Annotated in this window: 19 protein-coding genes; 11 read left to right on the top strand and 8 right to left on the bottom strand. The window is 34.1% G+C overall.

What is annotated here, in order from left to right; translation table 11 throughout:
• Nucleotides 1–9: 9 nt before the first annotated feature.
• From hppD to pgi, 5 genes are all read left to right on the top strand, one after another.
• Nucleotides 10–1,170 carry a 4-hydroxyphenylpyruvate dioxygenase gene (hppD, locus tag EG242_RS09900; RefSeq protein WP_124899721.1) on the top strand — a complete coding sequence of 387 codons (1,161 nt, stop codon included), beginning with the start codon at nucleotides 10–12 and terminating at the stop codon, nucleotides 1,168–1,170.
• Between the two features lie 252 nt (nucleotides 1,171–1,422).
• A complete protein-coding gene (locus EG242_RS09895) occupies nucleotides 1,423–2,193 on the top strand; it encodes a DUF3108 domain-containing protein (RefSeq protein WP_124899720.1) in 771 nt (256 codons plus the stop codon).
• Nucleotides 2,193–3,128: a tryptophan 2,3-dioxygenase family protein gene (locus EG242_RS09890; protein ID WP_124899719.1), complete on the top strand. Its 936-nt coding sequence runs from the start codon at nucleotides 2,193–2,195 to the stop codon at nucleotides 3,126–3,128. Before EG242_RS09895 ends, EG242_RS09890 begins: the two co-directional genes overlap by 1 nt.
• Entirely contained in the window at nucleotides 3,128–4,375 is a 1,248-nt protein-coding gene (locus EG242_RS09885; RefSeq protein WP_124899718.1) for a peptidoglycan DD-metalloendopeptidase family protein, read from the top strand. Before EG242_RS09890 ends, EG242_RS09885 begins: the two co-directional genes overlap by 1 nt.
• Nucleotides 4,375–5,967 carry a glucose-6-phosphate isomerase gene (gene pgi, locus EG242_RS09880; RefSeq protein ID WP_124899717.1) on the top strand — a complete coding sequence of 531 codons (1,593 nt, stop codon included), beginning with the start codon at nucleotides 4,375–4,377 and terminating at the stop codon, nucleotides 5,965–5,967. The genes EG242_RS09885 and pgi overlap by 1 nt, the downstream gene beginning before the upstream one ends.
• Nucleotides 5,968–5,988: 21 nt before the next feature.
• Here pgi and EG242_RS09875 read toward each other — a convergent pair whose 3' ends face one another.
• The gene (locus EG242_RS09875) at nucleotides 5,989–6,843 is read right to left on the bottom strand and encodes a CPBP family intramembrane glutamic endopeptidase (RefSeq protein ID WP_124899716.1); all 855 of its coding nucleotides are present in this window, start codon (nucleotides 6,841–6,843) and stop codon (nucleotides 5,989–5,991) included.
• A 29-nt stretch (nucleotides 6,844–6,872) separates the two neighbouring features.
• On the bottom strand, nucleotides 6,873–7,427 hold the full coding sequence (locus EG242_RS09870) for a 2'-5' RNA ligase family protein (protein WP_124899715.1): 555 nt from the start codon (nucleotides 7,425–7,427) through the stop codon (nucleotides 6,873–6,875).
• A gap of 115 nt (nucleotides 7,428–7,542) precedes the next feature.
• Here EG242_RS09870 and EG242_RS09865 point away from each other — a divergent pair, with 115 nt between their 5' ends.
• The 4 genes from EG242_RS09865 to EG242_RS09850 all read left to right on the top strand — a co-directional run bounded on the left by EG242_RS09865 (nucleotide 7,543) and on the right by EG242_RS09850 (nucleotide 11,631).
• Nucleotides 7,543–8,028 (top strand): acetyl-CoA carboxylase biotin carboxyl carrier protein subunit, encoded by a 486-nt coding sequence (locus tag EG242_RS09865; protein WP_124899714.1) that lies wholly within the window; start codon nucleotides 7,543–7,545, stop codon nucleotides 8,026–8,028.
• Between the two features lie 194 nt (nucleotides 8,029–8,222).
• A complete protein-coding gene (gene accC / locus EG242_RS09860) occupies nucleotides 8,223–9,668 on the top strand; it encodes an acetyl-CoA carboxylase biotin carboxylase subunit (protein WP_124899713.1) in 1,446 nt (481 codons plus the stop codon).
• 37 nt (nucleotides 9,669–9,705) lie between these two features.
• Nucleotides 9,706–10,053 (top strand): hypothetical protein, encoded by a 348-nt coding sequence (locus tag EG242_RS09855; RefSeq protein WP_124899712.1) that lies wholly within the window; start codon nucleotides 9,706–9,708, stop codon nucleotides 10,051–10,053.
• 36 nt (nucleotides 10,054–10,089) lie between these two features.
• Nucleotides 10,090–11,631: an acyl-CoA carboxylase subunit beta gene (locus EG242_RS09850; RefSeq protein ID WP_124899711.1), complete on the top strand. Its 1,542-nt coding sequence runs from the start codon at nucleotides 10,090–10,092 to the stop codon at nucleotides 11,629–11,631.
• A 373-nt stretch (nucleotides 11,632–12,004) separates the two neighbouring features.
• Here EG242_RS09850 and EG242_RS09845 read toward each other — a convergent pair whose 3' ends face one another.
• Nucleotides 12,005–12,379: a hypothetical protein gene (locus EG242_RS09845; protein WP_124899710.1), complete on the bottom strand. Its 375-nt coding sequence runs from the start codon at nucleotides 12,377–12,379 to the stop codon at nucleotides 12,005–12,007.
• A 152-nt stretch (nucleotides 12,380–12,531) separates the two neighbouring features.
• Between EG242_RS09845 and porZ the strand changes: the two genes are divergently transcribed.
• Nucleotides 12,532–14,820, top strand: a complete 2,289-nt coding sequence (gene porZ / locus EG242_RS09840; protein ID WP_124899709.1) for a type IX secretion system anionic LPS delivery protein PorZ — start codon at nucleotides 12,532–12,534, stop codon at nucleotides 14,818–14,820.
• Entirely contained in the window at nucleotides 14,820–15,530 is a 711-nt protein-coding gene (gene recO / locus EG242_RS09835) for a DNA repair protein RecO (RefSeq protein WP_124899708.1), read from the top strand. Before porZ ends, recO begins: the two co-directional genes overlap by 1 nt.
• Before the next feature lie 6 nt (nucleotides 15,531–15,536).
• Here recO and EG242_RS09830 read toward each other — a convergent pair whose 3' ends face one another.
• The 5 genes from EG242_RS09830 to EG242_RS09815 form a co-directional block, all read right to left on the bottom strand.
• Nucleotides 15,537–16,835 (bottom strand): NAD-dependent succinate-semialdehyde dehydrogenase, encoded by a 1,299-nt coding sequence (locus EG242_RS09830; RefSeq protein WP_124899707.1) that lies wholly within the window; start codon nucleotides 16,833–16,835, stop codon nucleotides 15,537–15,539.
• 67 nt (nucleotides 16,836–16,902) lie between these two features.
• On the bottom strand, nucleotides 16,903–17,328 hold the full coding sequence (locus EG242_RS09825; RefSeq protein ID WP_124899706.1) for a type II toxin-antitoxin system VapC family toxin: 426 nt from the start codon (nucleotides 17,326–17,328) through the stop codon (nucleotides 16,903–16,905).
• A gap of 2 nt (nucleotides 17,329–17,330) precedes the next feature.
• Complete coding sequence (locus EG242_RS15155) at nucleotides 17,331–17,459, bottom strand: hypothetical protein (protein ID WP_262673838.1); 129 nt, start codon at nucleotides 17,457–17,459, stop codon at nucleotides 17,331–17,333.
• Nucleotides 17,460–17,515: 56 nt separating this feature from the next.
• Nucleotides 17,516–18,274 carry an SH3 domain-containing protein gene (locus EG242_RS09820; RefSeq protein ID WP_124899705.1) on the bottom strand — a complete coding sequence of 253 codons (759 nt, stop codon included), beginning with the start codon at nucleotides 18,272–18,274 and terminating at the stop codon, nucleotides 17,516–17,518.
• Between the two features lies 1 nt (nucleotide 18,275).
• A complete protein-coding gene (locus EG242_RS09815) occupies nucleotides 18,276–20,108 on the bottom strand; it encodes a BatD family protein (protein ID WP_124899704.1) in 1,833 nt (610 codons plus the stop codon).
• Nucleotides 20,109–20,111 lie beyond the last annotated feature (3 nt).

Below are 20,111 nucleotides of genomic sequence, written 5' to 3'. Positions count from 1 at the left end.
ATAATTATTATGTCAAACGAATTAAAATCTGTTGAGTACGGATTAGAAAAAATATTTGAAGGAGCACAAGATTTCTTACCAATTTTAGGTACAGATTATGTTGAATTTTATGTAGGTAATGCAAAACAAGCAGCACATTATTACAAAACGGCATTTGGTTTTCAGTCCGAAGCTTATTCAGGGTTAGAAACTGGTGTTCGCGATCGTGCTTCTTATGTAATTAAACAAGATAAAATCCGCATTGTACTTACAACAGCCTTAAACTCTGATTCTCCAATTGGTGAGCATGTTAAAAAACATGGTGACGGAGTTAAAGTGGTAGCTTTATGGGTAGAAGATGCCGTTTCGGCTTACGAAGAAACTACAAAACGTGGTGCAAAATCGTTCAGCGAGCCAACAGTTACTTCAGATGAAAACGGTGAAGTAATTCAAGCAGGAATTATTGCTTATGGCGAAACTGTTTTCTTGTTTACAGAGCGTAAAAACTACAACGGTTTATTTTTGCCAGGATACGTTAAATGGGAATCTGATTACCAGCCAGCACCGGTAGGTTTAAAATTTATCGACCACATGGTAGGTAACGTTGGTTGGGATCAAATGAACGTTTGGGTAAAATGGTTTGAAGATGTTTTAGGATTTGTAAACTTCTTATCGTTTGATGACAAACAAATTACTACCGAATATTCTGCTTTAATGTCTAAAGTAATGGCAAACGGAAACGGAAGAATTAAATTCCCTATCAATGAGCCAGCAGAAGGTAAGAAAAAATCACAAATCGAAGAATATTTAGATTTTTATGAAGGCGAAGGTGTACAGCACATTGCAGTTGCAACAGACGATATCTTAAAAACGGTTGCTGATATGAAAGCACGCGGTGTTGAGTTTTTATCAATTCCACCTCAAAGTTATTATGATGCAATTCCAGAGCGTTTAAAAGACCACATGGATAAATTCAAAGAAGATATCAACGAATTGCAAAAATTAGGAATTATGATTGATGCAGATGAAGAAGGATATTTGTTACAAATTTTTACCAAACCGGTAGAAGATCGTCCTACATTATTCTTTGAAGTAATTCAACGTATGGGAGCTCGCGGATTTGGCGCTGGTAATTTTAAAGCATTGTTTGAATCTATTGAAAGAGAGCAAGAAAAACGCGGTACACTTTAATAAGAACGCTGTTAGAAAGTTAAATAAAAGTTAAATGTAAATTTAGCTAAAAAAATATTAAATATTAATATACCTTTGCACCCACAAAAATAAGGTACTCATAAAGCCTTATTTATGTAATAAATTTTTCATAATTTATAGTTTTTTGGTTGGTTAATAGCATAAAAACTCAGTTGGTAACAACTGGGTTTTTTGTTTTTTAATAACTTTGGAACAGATATTGTTTTGTATCTTTCCTAAAAAATTGAAAATATGAAAAATACATTTTTAACCTGTGTAGTTTTATTACTAACCTTTGTTGGTTATGGGCAATCTTCTGCATTTAAATCGGGCGAATATTTAAAATTTCAAGTTTCGTATGGTTTTATAAATGCGGGTATTGCTACAATAGATCTTAAAGAAACAACTTATAACGATAAAAGTGTGTATCATGCAAAAGGCGATGGGTACACTACGGGTTTGTCTAAAACGTTTTTTAAAGTTAAAGACGACTATCAAAGTTATTTCGATAAAAACACGGGACAACCTTACCGCTTTGTTCGCAAAATTAACGAAGGTGGCTACACCAAAAATCAAGAAGGTTTTATAAACTATAAAACAAATACCGTATTACTAAAAGATTATAAAGCTAAAACAGAAAAAACATACAACATACATTCTAACATACAAGATGTTATTTCGGCTTTTTATTATTTACGTAATCACGAAAAGCTAGACAACATTAAAGCAGGCGAAACCATACAGATTGATATGTTTTTTGATGATGAAATCTTTAAATTTAAATTAAAATTTATGGGTTATGAAAAAATTAAAACTAAATTTGGGACAATTAACAGCATGAAGTTCCGTCCGTATGTTATGTCGGGACGTGTTTTTAAAGCAGAAGAAAGTTTAACTCTTTGGGTTTCAAACGATGAGAACAGGGTTCCATTGAAAATTCAGGCAAGTTTACTGGTTGGTTCTTTAAAGGCAGAGTTAATTCAACATAAAAATTTAAAAACCCCTTTGAAAGTCGTAAAATAATGGAAATTTCAAACGAACGCAAACAAAAAATAGAAGCCTTACAGGATAAATTTACTAAAATAGATCAAAAATTAGACACGCATTTAGAAGGAATGTTATGGCAAAAACCAATTACTTATTGGGATTACATACAAACCGACGCCTTGCTTAATTTACAGATCCAACGATCAACCCTGCCAGATGAAATGGTATTTATCATGTACCATCAGGTAAACGAATTGTTGTTTAAAATGATCTTGTGGGAAATAGAACAGGTTTGCTTCGCAGAAAATTTAACAACTCCATTTTTTACAGAACGTTTAGGTAGAATTTCTCGTTATTTTGATATGTTAACCACATCGTTTACCATTATGGGCGATGGAATGGAAACAGAACAATACCTAAAATTCCGTAACACCTTAACACCAGCCAGCGGATTTCAAAGCGCACAGTATCGTTTGATAGAATTTGCCTCAACCGATTTAATTAATTTGATTGATGCACGTTACCGTGAAACAATCGACAGAAATACACCGTACGAACATGCTTTTGAACACATGTATTGGCAGGCTGCGGGTAAAGATTACAAAACAGGAAAAAAATCTTACTTAATTAATGAATTCGAAAAGAAATACAAAAAAGAATTCATTGATTTTATGCAGAAATACAATACAGCTAATCTTTGGCAAAAGTTCAAACAGCTTCCAATAGAAGATCAGCAGAACGAAGATTTGCGTCAGGCGATGCGTCATTATGACAAAACCGTGAACATTACATGGGTTATGGGACATTTTAAAGCTGCAAAAAAATACATCGAAAGCGAAGCAGGTCCGCAAGAAGCAACCGGTGGAAGCGATTGGAAAAAATACATGTTACCGCAATACCAACGCAGAATTTTCTTCCCGGAATTATGGAGCGAAGAAGAATTGGCAAACTGGGGAAAAGACGCTTTGTAATGAAGTTTTTTCAACTCATATTATCTCTAACAATTTTTACGATACTTTTTGCGTGCAATAAAAAGGAATCAGAACCTGAATTTGCCGAACTATCTGTAAAAGACAAAGAAGAAGTAAAACCAGAATTTGCTTATGGTTTTTCTTTGAACGAATATCATGTAGAACGTGATACGGTTGAGCGTGGAGATAATTTAAGTTTGATATTGGCACGTCATAATTACGATGCTACCGAAATTCATGATATTGTTGGTAAAGTAAAAGATTCGTTCAATGTTCGAAAAATTAAAGCAGGTAAAACCTTTACATTGTTAAAATCAAAAGAAACTATTCCCAGATTAGAAATTTTAATTTACGAACCCGACAAAATGGGTTTTCAAGTAATAGATTTTCGCGATTCTATTCACGCATATACCGTAGATTATCCTGTATCGTATAAAATAAAAACAATTGCAGGGGAAATAGATGGGTCTTTATCGGCATCTATTCAAAAAGAAGGATTAGATCCAGGTTTGGCAGCAGGTTTAGCAAAACGCTTTGCTTGGACAATAGATTTTTTTAAATTTAAAAGGGGCGATAAATTTGCACTTTCTGTAAAAGAAAAATTTATTAATGATTCTATTTATGTAGGAACCGAAGAAATTTTAGGGGCTTATTTTAATTACAACGGTAAAGATGTGTATGGTTTTCCGTACAAACAAGAAGGCGTAAAAGAAGCGCAGTTTTTTGATGAAAACGGCAAGCAAATGCGTACCATGTTTTTAAAATCGCCTTTAAAATATTTTACCATTACATCTAAATTTTCTAAAAACAGATTTCACCCCGTTCAAAAACGCTTTAAAGCCCACAACGGAACCGATTATGCAGCCCCACACGGAACACCTATTATGACAACGGCATCGGGCGTAGTGGTTGAAACCGGCAGAACCTCTGGAAACGGAAATTACGTAAAAGTAAAACACAACAACATGTACAGCACCCAATATTTGCACATGTCTAAAATATTGGTTCGTCGTGGGCAAAGTGTAACTCAAGGTCAAGTAATTGGTAAAGTAGGAAGCACCGGTTTAGCTACAGGACCTCATGTTTGTTATCGTTTTTGGAAAAATGGCATCCAAGTTGATCCATTAAAACAAAAATTGCCCACATCATTAGCAATGGATAAAAGCGATTTATCAACCTATTTATCACAGATAAAACCAGTAAAAAAAGCTATAGAAGACAAACTTATAGAAAAATTTGAAAATTAATGTCGTTACCAAAAAATAACCCTACCGAAACAAAAACGTGGCAAAATTTGCGCGAACATTTTTACGAAGTTCAATTTGTAAAGATGCAAGAGCTTTTTACCGCTAATCCTAATCGTGTAAACGATTTTAATATTGTTTGGAATGATTTTTTAGTCGATTTTTCCAAAAACAGAATTACCAATAAAACTATTGATTTGTTGGTGCAGCTAGCAGAAGAAGTAGATTTAAAATCGGGAATCAACGCACTTTTAAGCGGAGAAACCATTAATGAAACCGAAGATCGAAAAGTACTACATACCGATTTAAGAAAAGAACCTGCAAACCAAACCGAAGAAGTTGCTACAGCTTTAAAACAAATGCAACAGTTTACAGAAAGCGTAATTTCGGGTAATATTAAAGGATCAACAGGAAAAGCGTTTACAGATGTTATAAATATCGGGATCGGAGGTTCAGATCTAGGTCCAAAATTAGTTACCGAAGCCTTGGCAGATTACAAAAATCACTTAAATGTTCATTACATATCAAACATTGATAATGATAGTATAGAATGTTTAAAAAACAAATTAAATGCCGAAACTACTTTAGTTGTAATGGTTTCAAAAACATTTACAACCTTAGAAACTATTAGCAATGCAGATATTTTTAAAAATTGGTTGTTGCAAAATGGTTTAAAGGCCGAAAATCATATCGTGGCGGTTTCATCAAATATTCCGGAAGCGGTAAAATATGGTATCGAAATTAAAAATATATTTCCCATGTGGGATTACGTGGGCGGACGTTATTCATTATGGAGTGCCGTTGGTTTAAGTACCGCATTGTCTATTGGGTTTGCTGATTTTAAAGAACTTTTAAACGGAGCCAATAAAATGGATCAACATTTTTCTAAAACTCCTTTTAAAGAAAATATTCCGGTTATTTTAGCATTGATATCTATTTGGTATAACAACTTTTTTTGTTTTGAAACCGAAGCAGTTGTTCCGTATGTAGATAAATTAAAAATGTTACCTGCTTATTTGCAACAGGTAATTATGGAAAGTAACGGAAAAAGTGTAGATAGAAACGGTAGTGTGGTAAATTATGAAACAGGAACCATTGTTTGGGGCGAAGTTGGTACAAACTCACAACACGCATTTTTTCAGTTGTTTCACCAAGGAACAAAAATTATTCCGACAGATTTTATTGGTTTCATAAATCCATTTTATCCAAGTGATTTGCACGATTTGCTAATGGCGAACTTTTTTGCTCAAACCGAAGCATTGATGAATGGTAAAGAAGGAAATTATCATACCGATGACCAAACCGATAAAAATGCTGTTTATAAAGATTTTAAAGGTAACCGACCATCAAATACCATATTAATTGATAAGCTTACACCAGAATCATTAGGCAGTTTGCTGGCTATGTATGAACATAAAACGTTTGTGCAGGGTTTTATTTGGAACATTTATAGTTTTGATCAGTTTGGTGTAGAATACGGAAAGGTTTTGGCAAACAACATTAAAACCGAATTGCAAGCTAACGAAATAAAAAAGCACGATTGTTCAACTACTTTTTTGCTGAATCATTACTTAAAAAACAAAAGCGAAAACTAATTAGTTTTCGCTTTTGTTTTATCAACGTTTTTTTAATAGTTTATTTTCTTCTAATATGATTAACAAACTATCGTTTGATATCCCGTTGTTTGATTTAAAATTTAAGTCGATGATAACCGATTCTGGAACGTAATTGTCAAAATCTACATTTAAAATTTCAAGCATTTCACTTACACTATATTCATCAGATTGAATAATCTTTATTTTACCTTCTTCTGTTTGTTCAAAAGTAATGGTTTTATCATCCGTTAAACTTACAAATAATTGATGCTTAACTTGCAGTTCGTAATCGTTCGTTTTAATATCAATAGTATCAACAAAAAACATAGATAAGCTTCCTAATAAAAATATTGCTGTAAAGTTCCATAAGGCATGATACAGAAAGCTTAGCCAAAAATTAAAACGTACACGTAAATAAGCAAGTATAAATCCGCCAGTAAGTTGTGTGAGTATCAAAATGGGCGAGAGTACTATAAATGTCCAACTAAAATTCGCATAATTACTAATATGAACTATTCCAAAAATAATAGATGAGGAATAAATAAATATTGGAAAATATTTTTCCCATTGTTGCTCAGTAAAAAAAATTTCGACTAATCCTTTACGGCGTAAACCTAATCTAAAAAAAACTTCCTCAATAAAAGGAACAAGTAAAATTAGTAGTAAAAAACTTAGTACAATATTAAAATTTAATTCAGTAGCATTTTCAATTGCAAAGTATTTATCTATTAAATAGATCACGGGAAGGTAAATTGCGAGAAGAGCTAATTCTGCTAGGAAAAGCGTAAAAAACACTTTCCATTTATTTCCTGAAGAATCGCGTAAATCTTTAGGGTGTTTAATAAACTGCCAAAAATCAAGTAATATCTGCTTCATTAAAAATTGAATTTTTGCAAATATAAACCTTAAAACAAACTTCCTTGTATTTCTTTGGGTTTTCCAAGTAGCGGAAACTCTTTATAAACTTCGTATTGCTTAATTTGTAGATTAAATTTTCGCAAACTTAAATGAGTAACAGGAAACGAAATATCAATATTTTGAAACATTTGTTGAGCAATTTGTAATTGTTTTTGACTTAATTGCCTACCTATAGTTAAATGCGGTGTGGTTGTTTGATGCTCTTTTTTCATCGTTGTTACTTCATTTAAAATTTGCTTCATAATAGATGACATTTTATCTGTTGAATCCTCACTTGGTTTTATATAAAAAGCACCATTATTATATTGGTTAAAACTGTTACAATGCATTTCAAATGGTTCAATTTCAGATGCAATCCGTTCTAATTGTATAAAAAATCGATCTTCTTGCGATACTTCGCTAAAGAATTCAAAAATAGAAAAATGTGCCAATGCATTTTTACTTTTAAAACTTCCGGTTTTGGCTGCTAAATTCAATTTCATCTCTTTAACTAATGTAATTGTTTGAACATCTGGCATAAAAACAACCGAATATTTATTCATATAATTTTTTTTATTCAAATATCGCAATAACCTTTTAATTAAAGAATTAAAGCTGGTTTTTAATTAAATAATTGCGAATTTTTAAATAACTTTACCCTCAAACAATTTTTTAAAAATGAACAACACACTTAAAGTTTCTGTAAATAAAGAACACCACTTTGATTTTACAGAAGAGCAAATGCAAACTGCTGATGCAGTGAGCTTGGATCAAAAAAACTTTCATGTGTTACACAACAATACTTCGTATCATGCCGAAGTTGTGAACACCGATTTCATCAACAAAACATATACAGTAGTTGTAAATAACAACGAGTATGTAGTGTCTATCGCCAACCATTTAGATCAATTAATTAAAGAAATGGGCTTTGAAGTAGGTAAGGCAAAAGTAGTGAACGCAATTAAAGCACCTATGCCAGGATTGATTTTAGAGATTAATGTTGCGGTAGGTCAGGAAGTTCAAGAAGGTGATAATTTATTGATTTTAGAAGCTATGAAAATGGAGAATAGTTTTGATTCTCCTCGTGCAGGAGTAATAAAATCGATCGCTGTTGAAAAAGGACAAGCAGTAGATAAAGGTCAATTGTTAATTGAATTTGAGTAAAAATTTCATAGAAAAAAGGAATTAAAACTATTTCAGAAAAATTAATCAAATAATATTGTCATTCCGAACTTGTTTCGGAATCTCAAAAATTTTATAAGCGTAATGAGAAGCTGAATCAAGTTCAGCTTGACAACAAAAGCAGTTTATTTTTCGTTTTAGTACAAATTTCTTTTCTCTTTTATCTTGATAAAAAAATGAAAAAAATATTAGTTGCAAACCGTGGTGAAATTGCACTACGCGTAATGAAAACAGCAAAGAAAATGGGAATTAAAACCGTTGCTGTTTATTCGGTTGCCGACCGTCAATCGCCTCACGTAAAATTTGCTGATGAAGCAGTTTGTATCGGTGAGGCGCCTTCAAATCAATCGTATTTATTAGGTGATAAAATTATTGAAGTATGTAAAGAATTAGGTGTTGATGGGATTCACCCAGGATACGGATTCTTATCAGAAAATTCAACATTTGCAGAATTAGCAGAGAAAAACAATATTACGTTTATCGGACCAAAATCGCACGCTATGCGCGTAATGGGAGATAAATTAGCTGCAAAAGATACCGTAAAAGTGTACGATATTCCTATGGTTCCTGGTTTAGACCACGCCATCACAGATATCGAAGAAGCGAAACAAGTGGCGAAAGAAGTTGGTTTCCCAATTTTAATTAAAGCATCTGCTGGTGGTGGTGGAAAAGGAATGCGTTTGGTTGAGAAAGAAGAAGATTTCGAATCTCAAATGCAACGTGCCATTTCTGAAGCAACTTCAGCTTTCGGAGACGGATCGGTTTTTATTGAAAAATTCGTAGCATCTCCACGTCACATCGAAATTCAGGTTATGGCTGATACACACGGAAACGTAGTGTATTTATTCGAACGTGAATGTTCGGTTCAACGTCGTCACCAAAAAGTGGTTGAAGAAGCTCCTTCGGCTGTTTTAACTCCCGAAATTCGTAAAGCCATGGGTGAAGCTGCTGTAAAAGTGGCTAAATCTTGTGATTACGTGGGTGCGGGTACGGTTGAATTCTTATTAGACGAAAACAAAAATTTCTATTTCTTAGAAATGAATACACGTTTACAAGTAGAGCACCCTGTTACAGAATTAATTACAGGAATCGACTTGGTTGAAATGCAAATTCGTGTAGCTCGTGGCGAAGTGTTACCAATCACTCAAGACGATTTACAAATTAAAGGGCACGCATTAGAATTACGTGTCTATGCCGAAGATCCATTAAACGATTTCTTACCATCAGTTGGAAATTTAGAAACGTACATTTTACCAACAGGTGAAGGTGTTCGTGTAGACAATGGTTTTGAACAAGGTATGGATGTGCCTATTTATTACGATCCCATGTTATCAAAATTGATTACGTATGGTAAAGATCGTAACGAGGCGATTCAATTAATGTTGAAAGCCATTCAAGAATACAAAGTAAAAGGTGTAAGCACTACGTTGCCATTCGGAACGTTTGTTTTTGAACATGATGCATTTGTTTCAGGAAACTTTGATACCAATTTCGTTAAGAAATTTTATAGCGCAGATATCATTAAAGAAAACCAAGCAAAAGAAGCAGAAGTAGCTGCTTTAGTAGCTTTGAAACAATATTTTGCAGATCAAAAAGTTTTACGCGTACCAACGAAGTTATAATTATATACCACAGATTTAATAAAATCAATTAAGTATTATGTCAAACAAAATCACATTCATATTAATTAGTTTTGTTCTTTTCAGTTGTAAAAACAATTCTGAAGTAGAAAAAACTGATAATTCTGTTGTCACGGAAATAAGTAAGGAAAATACAGATTCTGAAATTAACAGAAAGTTAATTGAAATTTGTAAGAATATGGATGGTGTTATCGACGCTGATATTTTAGATGATAAATTAACAATTAGAGCTAATATTTCAAAGGTTGAAGGACAAAAATTAAGTGAAGGAATGCTTAAAGAGATTAGAGAATATAATCAAAATATTAATACTGTTATTGTTTTTGATGTAGGTTTTGATTTAGTTGGGCATTCGGGTAAGAAATAATCATCTGTGCATCTGTGGAAAAAAAGAATAAAAACTATGAATACAAAATTCGATATTTTAAATAAAAAATTAGCTGAAGCCAAATTAGGTGGAGGTGAAAAACGTATTGCAGCGCAACACGGTAAAAAGAAATTAACGGCTCGTGAGCGTATTGAATACTTCTTTGACGAAGGTTCTTTCGAAGAAATCGGAGCTTTTGTAACCCACCGTACCAAAGATTTTGGTTTAGATAAAGAACATTATTTAGGTGATGGTGTAATTACAGGTTACGGAACAGTAAACGGACGTTTAGTGTACGCTTTCGCTCAAGATTTTACGGTTTTCGGTGGAGCTTTATCTGAAACACATGCAGAGAAAATCTGTAAAGTAATGGATATGGCATTGAAAGTGGGTGCGCCAATGATCGGATTAAACGATTCTGGTGGAGCTCGTATTCAAGAAGGCGTTCGTTCGTTAGGTGGATATGCAGATATCTTCTTCCGCAACGTACAGGCATCGGGAGTTATTCCACAAATTTCTGCTATTATGGGACCTTGTGCTGGTGGTGCGGTTTACTCGCCTGCTATGACCGATTTTACGATGATGGTTGAAGGATCTTCTTATATGTTTGTAACAGGTCCAAATGTGGTTAAAACCGTTACTAACGAAACCGTTTCTGCTGAAGAATTAGGTGGAGCATCAACGCATTCAACTAAATCCGGAGTGGCTCATACCACTTCTGCGAACGACGTAGAATGTTTAGAAGATGTGAAACGTTTATTAAGCTATATTCCTCAAAATAACCAAGAAGTTGTTGAAGATTTGCCATACCAATTAGGTGACGAGTTACGTGAGCAATTAAATACGATTGTTCCTGATAACGCGAACAAACCTTACGATATGCACGACGTAATCAACAACGTGATCGATGAGGATTCTTTCTATGAAATTCACAAAAACTACGCAGAAAACATCATCGTTGGTTTTGCTCGTATCGCTGGAAAATCAGTAGGTATTGTTGCAAACAACCCAATGTTCTTGGCAGGATGTTTAGATGTAAATTCATCAATTAAATCGGCTCGTTTTGTACGTTTCTGTGATGCGTTCAACGTTCCATTGTTAGTATTGGTAGATGTACCAGGTTTCTTACCAGGAACAGACCAAGAGTGGAACGGAATTATTGTACACGGAGCGAAATTATTATATGCTTTATCGGAAGCTACTGTGCCAAAAGTAACGGTTATTACACGTAAAGCGTACGGTGGTGCTTACGATGTAATGAACTCAAAACACCTTGGTGCCGATATGAACTTTGCTTGGCCAGGTGCAGAAATTGCAGTTATGGGAGCTAAAGGAGCGTCAGAAATTATCTTTAAACGCGAGATTGCCGAAGCAGCTGATCCAGCCGCTAAATTAGCAGAAAAAGAAGCAGAATATGCCGAAAAATTTGCCAATCCATATCGTGCAGCTCAACGTGGATTTATTGACGAGGTAATTTTCCCACAAGATACCCGCCGCAAATTAATCAAAGCATTCAAAATGTTAGAAAATAAAGAAGTAGCTACACCTAACCGTAAACACGGAAACATTCCGTTGTAGTCTTTTTAGATGTGAGATATTAGATATTAGAAAACCGTTCATCGTTCACTGAGCTTGTCGAAGTGATAGGAACGGTTTTTTTATTTCCCACAGATTCACAGATATAAATTAACACAGTTCATCCTGAACTTGTTTCAGGATCTCAAAATCTATGCTATGCGAAACTGACCCGAGTCTGCGAATAGTACGAAGTAAAACAAGTTTAGCTTGACAAAATAGAAAACCGTTCCACGGTCACTGAGTTTTGTCGAAAATATTTTGAACAATTTTTTTGGTATATTGCAAGAAAATGAAAATTCAATTTATCATATTCTTTTTCATTTCAGTTATTTCGATTTCATATTTCTCACGCTAACGCATGCATCTTACTAGTTCAAAGAATTTGAAAACCACTGGGTAGCACAACAATGCTAAACGAGAGGAATACAAGATAAAGCCTGAGCAATAGAAGATCAAGCCCGAGGAATGCAAGATCAAGCCCGAGGAATGCAAGATCAAGTCTGAGGAATAGAAGATTAAGTCTGAGGAATGCAAGATCAAGTCTGAGGAATGCAAGATCAAGTCTGAGGAATGGAAGATCAAGTCTGAGGAATGCAAGATCAAGTCCGAGAAATAGAAGATGAAGTCCGAGGAATACAAGATTAAGTCTGAGGAACACAAAATCAACCGTAAGGAGTACAAGATTAAAAATAAAAGATTTGTAATCTAAAATAGAGATTTTAGTCATTAAAACCTCGTTTAAATTCAAATAAAGATAGCTTCTCTTATAGTTACATTGTTTTATATTCAAATATAAATCCACATAATGCTTATCAAATTTTAAGGAATAAGAAGCATTACATATCCCAATTTATACTATTTTTATAAAAAAAACGTTTCAATCTTTGAAATCAAGTCTGTATGAAATTTTATTATCAAATATTTTTCTTTTTAGTATCGTTTGTATCGGTAGCACAAACAAATCAATTGTGGAAAGGTTATTATTCTTACCAAGAAACTAAAGCTATTGAAAAAGACGATCAAAACATATACGTTGCAACAGATAACAGTGTTTTTGCTTATAACGAGTATAGTAAAGAAACCGAGATTTTTAATACCGTAAGCGGCTTAAAAATTAATGAAATTAGCACATTGGCTTATGCCAAAGATTATAAAAAACTGGTTGTAGGAAGTGCCAACGGAAAAATAGCCATTATTGATTTGGCTGCAGATAAGATTTATCATTTAAACGACATTTTTTTAAAAACCAACATTCCAGATAATCAAAAGAAAATAAATAAAATCATTATACATGCTGGTTATGCTTATTTGGCTACAGGCTATGGTATAACGGCGGTTCGGTTGAACGACAATCATTTTGGTGATACCTATTATGTTGCTGTTGGCGGAGAAATGATCAATGTAAAAAGTATCGCGGTTTTTAATAATCATATTTATGCAGCGGTAGAAAATGAAGGTCTTAAAAAAGCATCAATGAACACCAATTTAATAGATTATAACAATTGGCAGGTAATTGATTTTGATAATTGGATAGAATTGACAACCTTTTCAAATAAATTAATCGGAGTTAAAGATGATTTGTTCTTAAACACTATTTCTGCTTCAAACCAAATTGACGAAGTAGGTGATGTTTGGGGCGGATTTTTAAAGTTTAGTGTTTCTGGCGATATTTTAATTGAAATTACAAAAGAAGCAGCTCGTTTACGTTCTACAGATTTATCTGTTTACAACGAATTTATATATTCATTTGATGAAAAAGGAGGAATAAGTGATGCTACTTTTTCAAACGGAAATTATTATCTAGCAGCTAATAAAAACGGTGGACTAAAAGTACCGTTAGAAAATAAAGAAAATATCGAAGTTGTTTCACCAAGTGGTCCGTTAAGCAACAATATTTCTTCTGCTGTAGTTAATAATAAAGATCTTTGGTTAACTTTTGGGGGTTACGGTATTGATATGAACCCATACGAACCTAACGGTTTAACCAAATACGGCATCAGCACTTACAAAAACATGCTGTCGTGGGAACATATTTCTAACGAACAATTAAACGGCTTGCAATCAACAGTCAATATCAGTTTTAACCCACAAAAACCAAATTTTGCATACCTAAGTACTTTTAACGATGGGTTAGGGGTTTTTAATATAAACGAAAAGCAAATAACGGTTTATGACGATACAAATACCGATGTTTTTATACCTATTATCCCAACCGATTTACGTATTTACGGTGTAACTTTTGATAGAAACGGAACAGGTTGGATGACCAACACGGCAGGAATGAATCCTACTTTGATTACTATTGATAAAAACAATCAATTTAATAAATATACATCAGATATTTTTGTGAGCAACAACCCAGGAAGTGATGCGTATTTTAGTCCAATAATAGATAAAAACAACACAAAATGGTTTGCTAGCCGCTTAAGTGGTTTATATGCTTTTAACGAAACAAAAAGTAATAAAGCAATGAAGATTGATACCGGAGCTGGTACCGGCGCATTGCCAAATATTTCGGTTCGATCTATTGCTTTAGACTATAAAAACGAATTATGGATTGGTACAGCAAGGGGGTTAAGAGTGGTAAGAAACATTGATCAGTTTTTAACTACACCTCAATTAACAACAACAAATATTATTATTGAAGAAGAAGGTAAAGCACAAGAACTATTTTTTGAACAAGATATTTTAAATATAACTGTTGATGGATCTAACAATAAATGGGTATCGGTTGCAGAATCGGGTGTTTTCTTAATTTCAGATAAATACGAAACGCTTTACAATTTTACCACAGCCAACTCGCCATTACCTAGTAACGATGTTACGGCGGTTACTATAAACGGTTCTACTGGCGAAGTATATTTTGTAACACGCCAAGGTATGGTATCTTTTAAAAACTTTGCAACTACTCCATTGACAGATTTAGACAATATTAAAGTGTATCCAAACCCAGTGAAACCTGGTTTTTCGGGCGATGTTAAAATAAGTGGATTGGTAAGCGATGCTACTGTGAAAATTACCGATATTGCCGGAAATTTAGTACACGAAACAAAATCATTAGGCGGAACCGTAACTTGGAACACGCTTTCTTTTTCAGGATCTAAAGTGCCTTCTGGCGTGTACATGATTTTTATTACTTCGCAAGATGGCGAATTAGACGCAGTTAAAAAAGTGATGATTATTCGGTAATGCATATTAAAACCGAAGCCATTGTTTTAAGTGCCTTGCGTTATCAGGAAAAAAGTCTGATTGTGAAATGTTTTACCCAACATTTTGGCTTAAAAACCTATTTTGTACGCAATGCGTTTTCGGCAAAAAATAAAGGATTAAACAGTGCATATTTTCAACCGTTGAATCAGTTGTATATTGATGCTGTTCACAAAAACAAAGGCGCTTTAGAGTATATTTCTGAATTGAAGCTGGCATATCCTTATCAGACCATTTCGTTGGAATTTTACAAAAACAGTGTCAGCATTTTTATTGCCGAAGTTTTAAGTCACAGCATAAAAGAAGAGCAGCCAAATAATGACTTATTTCTATTTTTAAAAACCGCTTTGGTTTGGTTTGATGAGCATTCTTTTTCGCCCGATTTTCATTTGTGGATTTTAATTAATCTTACAAAATATTTAGGTTTTTATCCTGACGATTCCGATAAAGATTCAATTTATTTCAATCCGAACGATGGCAGTTTTACCATGCATTATACACCCAATTGTTTTAATGAAGACGAAACGGCTTTATTCCGTAAATTGTTCGATCTTTCTGTAAACGATAAAAAAGTGGTACTGACAAACACGCAACGCAGATCGCTTTTAAAATTATTGATACTTTATTATCAAACCCATATTGTAGGATTTAAACAAGTCAAATCAATAGAGATTTTATCGGAACTTTTTTAATAAATTTTACTTCACAACAACCGTTTGAATGTTCGCAAATTCGTACAAAGCAAAGTGTGATAATTCGCGCCCGTAGCCGGAATTTTTAATACCTCCAAACGGTAAATGCGGATCTGACACTACCATTTCGTTAATGAATAAAGCGCCTTCATCAAACAAATGCAGGTAATTATCTAACTGCTGTGGGTTATCAGTAAAAATACTTGCACCCAATCCATAGTTCGATTTGTTGCTTAATTCAATAGCTTCGTCAATGGTTTTAAAAGGCATAATGGCTGCAACCGGACCAAAAGTTTCTTCGGCAAAAACAGGCATATCAACAGAAACATTTGTAACGATTGTTGGTTCAAAAAAAGCTCCGTTACGTTTACCTCCTGCAATTATTGTTGCGCCTTTTGCTACACTTCTTTCCAATTGATTTTCTAATTCAATCGCTAAATCTTCTCGAGCCATTGCTCCAAAAGTTACCGTTTCATCGTATTTATCGCCAAAAATCAAACTGCTTAATTTCTGTTTGAACAAATCAACAAACTGACTGTAAACATCTTCGTGAATTAAAAATCGTTTAGAGGCAATACAACTTTGTCCGGCATTTTGCATGCGTGCGCTAACAGCTTTTTCGGCAGCATAGTTTAAATCGGCATCGTTTAAAACAATAAAAGCATTGCTTCCGCCTAATTCCAACACACACTTTTTAAGGTGTTTCCCCGCCGTTTCTGCAACCGATTTTCCTGCATGTTCGCTACCTGTTAGTGAAACGGCTTTAATAATTGGATTGGAAATGACGTTAGCAACTTCACTGCTTTTTATAAAAAGATCTTTATAAATCGGGAAATTAATGGTATCTACATTAAAAACATTTTCTAATGCTTTGGCACTTAACGGCACATTGCTTGCATGTTTCACCACAAATACGTTTCCGGTAAGTAAACTAGGAACAACAAACCTAAACACCTGCCAAAACGGAAAATTCCAAGGCATAACACCCAATAAAACTCCCAACGGACGAAACGTAATATAGCTTTTACTAAAACCGGTTTTTATTTCTTGGTTTTCCAGAAACTTTGCTGCATTTTCTATGTAATAATCGCACAAATAAGCACATTTCTCCACCTCGGCAAGCGCTAGTTTTATAGGCTTGTTCATATCGGTTGTGATGGCATGTGCGTAATCGTGTTTGTTTTTAAGCAACTTTTCTCTAATGTCTTTTAACACTAAAATACGGTCATTCAACGAAAAATCGCGCCATTTTAAAAAGGAACATTCAAGAGTTTCTAATATAGTATTTGGAGAATCTGAAATCATGATAAATCAATCTTTTGATAAAGTTACAAAAAACGAATAGATTTCAGTCTAAATGGAAGAACAAAGACTATCGTTTGTTAAAAGCAAATTTTAGTTTCTGTGGAATATATTCTTTGAAACGACGGTCTGAAGAAATAAGTGTTAGTTTTTCGGTAATAGAATGTGCAATGATTGCATGGTCAAAAGGATCGTTGTGACCTTCTGAAATTTTTATTGTAGTTAGTTTTTTTATATGCTCTTTTGAAAAGGGTAGAATTTTTATAAAAAAATCTTTTTCTATCACAGAAACCATTTCAGATGAAGTTTTAAACATTTTACTTTGCTGTATTTTTTTAATACGATACAACTGTACTAACTCTGTTACAGATATAGAACTTGTATAGAGTTGATTGTTGTAATCGTCCAAAATATCTCTGGTTTCTTCAGATATATTATCTAACTGTCCCGAAACTAAAAAAACTAAAATATTTGTATCTAATAAATAGCGACTCATACTTATTTCAAGACGGCTCTCATATCCAAAATCTTACCTGTACCGGCATATTTTAATGCCGTAAGCCATGTTTTAGAAATTCTTTTTTTGTTTGTTTTTTCAACGGTTTTATTCTCTGTTTTTGTTTTCATTTGGCAAATCATTATTTACAAAGATATAAAAAAGTAATTAATTGATATTTAGTGTTCTAATACATTAATACGTTGCTTTTATCAACCCAGCCAATGGTGTCGTTTTGCAGCTGAATTTTAATCCATTGATTGGTTTCTTCCTGTATAAATCCTTTTTCGCCTTCGTTTAACGTGGCTGTTATCTTGGCAACAGATCTTGGTTCATTCATTAACAAAACATCTTTATCTTTTACAATAACGTAATTGTTCATCAACAAATAATCAGATTGATTTTTCGATATAAAATAACTTCCGATACTAATTGCCAACGTAAAAATACTTAAGGTAAAAAGTGCTTTTTTAGCCGTTGCATTATTGTTTAAACGATAAATTACAAGTGCAATAACCGTTAAAAACATACTTGCAATTGCCAGATAAGCCCACGTATTTGGTTTTAAAAAATTAAAAACACTGTACAACATTTGCTGTTGTGGAATGGGTAAATTGCCTTTTGTAACTTTGGTTTTAAGCTTTTCGGCAAAATTCAGGTTAATACGTGCAGGTTCGTAATCTGGTTGCAGTTTCAACGATTTTTCCAAATGATAAATGCTTAACCCCGTACTCTGTAAACGCAAATAGGCTGTACCTAAATTGTAATGCAGCGCAGCATTTAAAGAATCTGTCTTAACCAATTTTTCAAAAACCTGTGCAGATGCAGCATAATTTTTCTGGTTAAAAGCGTTTATTCCTTTAGTAAAAAGCGCATCGTTATTTTCCTGAGCTTGTAAACCCAACGAAAAGCAAAAACTTAAAAAAAGTATCAATAACTGTTTCATATTACTTTTTTATTTGTTTATCGATTGAATTAATCAACTGTACCGCCAGATCGTAATCTTTCTGCATGGTTTGAATATCCATTTGAGCGTATCGAGCCATTTCACAGGTTGTTTTTATCGATATAAAGGTCGAAATATCCTGATCGCTAATCTGATTGTTTTGTAACAATTCGGTAATGGTATCGTTACTCATTTCGGTGGTTTCAATTTTCAATTTCGCCTTTAAATAGTTGTGCAGGCATCGTTCCAAAGCCTCGTAAAAAGCTTCTTTGTTTCCCATTTGGGTTTTAGCAGCCGAAAGGTATTTTTTAGCCAGTTTATTGCTTGCTTTTAGTTTATTCCCGCTCACATCGCCCGTTTTTTTGTCGGATACATTTTTAGCCACAAACACCATTGGCAACAGCAATAAAGGCGCTAACCACCAAACGTAAAACGAATTGTTGTGCGTGATGAAATTGCCGTTAAACCATTCAATGTTTTTGTTTAAAGGTTGTATTTCTGTTTTGCTACTTACCACTTCGGCTTTGTTGTTCATAGAAGCGTTTGTAGGCAGTTCGGGACCATCGGTTACTTCAATGGTGATAGGTTGCGATGTTATGGTTTTATAGGTTTTTGAAGCCGTATCGAAATACGAAAAAGTAATCGGTTCAATAGTGTAAGTACCTTTGTATTGCGGCACAATTACATATTTTTCGGCTTTTGAACCTTCCATTCCTGCCGATATACTTTTGTTTACACGGTTGATTTTTTCAGGATCGTACAATTCCAACGCCGTTGGCGCAACCGGTTTTGGCAAGGTCAACAAATCTAAATTTCCTTTTCCTTGAACGGTTAGGGTTAACTCTAAAGGTTCGTTTGCCTTTACCGATGTTTTGTTTGCTTGAACACTAAACTGATACGAACCAACAGCACCGGTATAACCTGCTGGTTGACTGTCTAACGGCAATGGTTTTACTTGAATGGTTTTTGTTCCCGATGAATATACTTTTTTGCGAATGCCAATTTCGGGCGTGCCAAAAACATCCGAACGACCTGTATAATACTGTTCGTCTAACTCAATTTCTAGCGGATCAATTTTTAAAGTTCCGTCTTTTTGTGGTAATAAAACAGCTTTATGCAAGGCAAGGTAGCGGTAACTTTTACCGTTTAATTCGGCACGCGTTACGCCTTGCTGTTTTTGTTCGATCATGTGGTTCCAGAAATTCTGATACTTTGGCATGTTTTTCACAGCCATGGTGTTAAATCCTGCCTGATCGCTTACGTATAAACCGTATTCAACAGTAATGGGTTCGTTAACAAAGGCACTGCTTTTTGATACTTTTGCAACCAAATGAATGCCTTGTCCCATGTTTTTTGGAAGCTGTTGTTGCTGACGTTGACGGCGTAACAACTCTTCTTCCATTTCATCAAAAATAGCAAACGGATCGCGACGACGTTGTTGTGGTCTTGGTTGTTCTTGCACAGCATCACCCACTTTTACAGTAACAGGTTGTGATTTATACACTTTGCCTTCAAACACAACAGAAGCCGATCCAATCACTAAATTTCCCTTCTTTTTAGGTTGAATAAAGAACGAAAAGCTTTTTTCCATACTGGTTTTTCCATTTACCCAACTGTGGCTAACAGACTGCATAGGTCCGCCAACAACTTCAAATCCATCAAACGATGGTCGTTTAAAATCGTCGCCGTCATCGGTCATGGTGAAACGTACTTCTACTACTTGATTAATTCCAATAGACTGACTGCTAACTTGGGTTTTAATTTGAAACTGTGCCCAAGTAGCTATGCTTGTAAATAAAGCTAAAAACGTATATATGAAATGTTTTGCGTACATAGT

The organism is Paenimyroides viscosum (genome assembly GCF_003858535.1).
GTDB lineage: Bacteria > Bacteroidota > Bacteroidia > Flavobacteriales > Flavobacteriaceae > Flavobacterium > Flavobacterium viscosum.
Note: the sequence above shows the minus strand (reverse complement) of the source record. Positions and strands in the feature narration are given on the sequence as shown.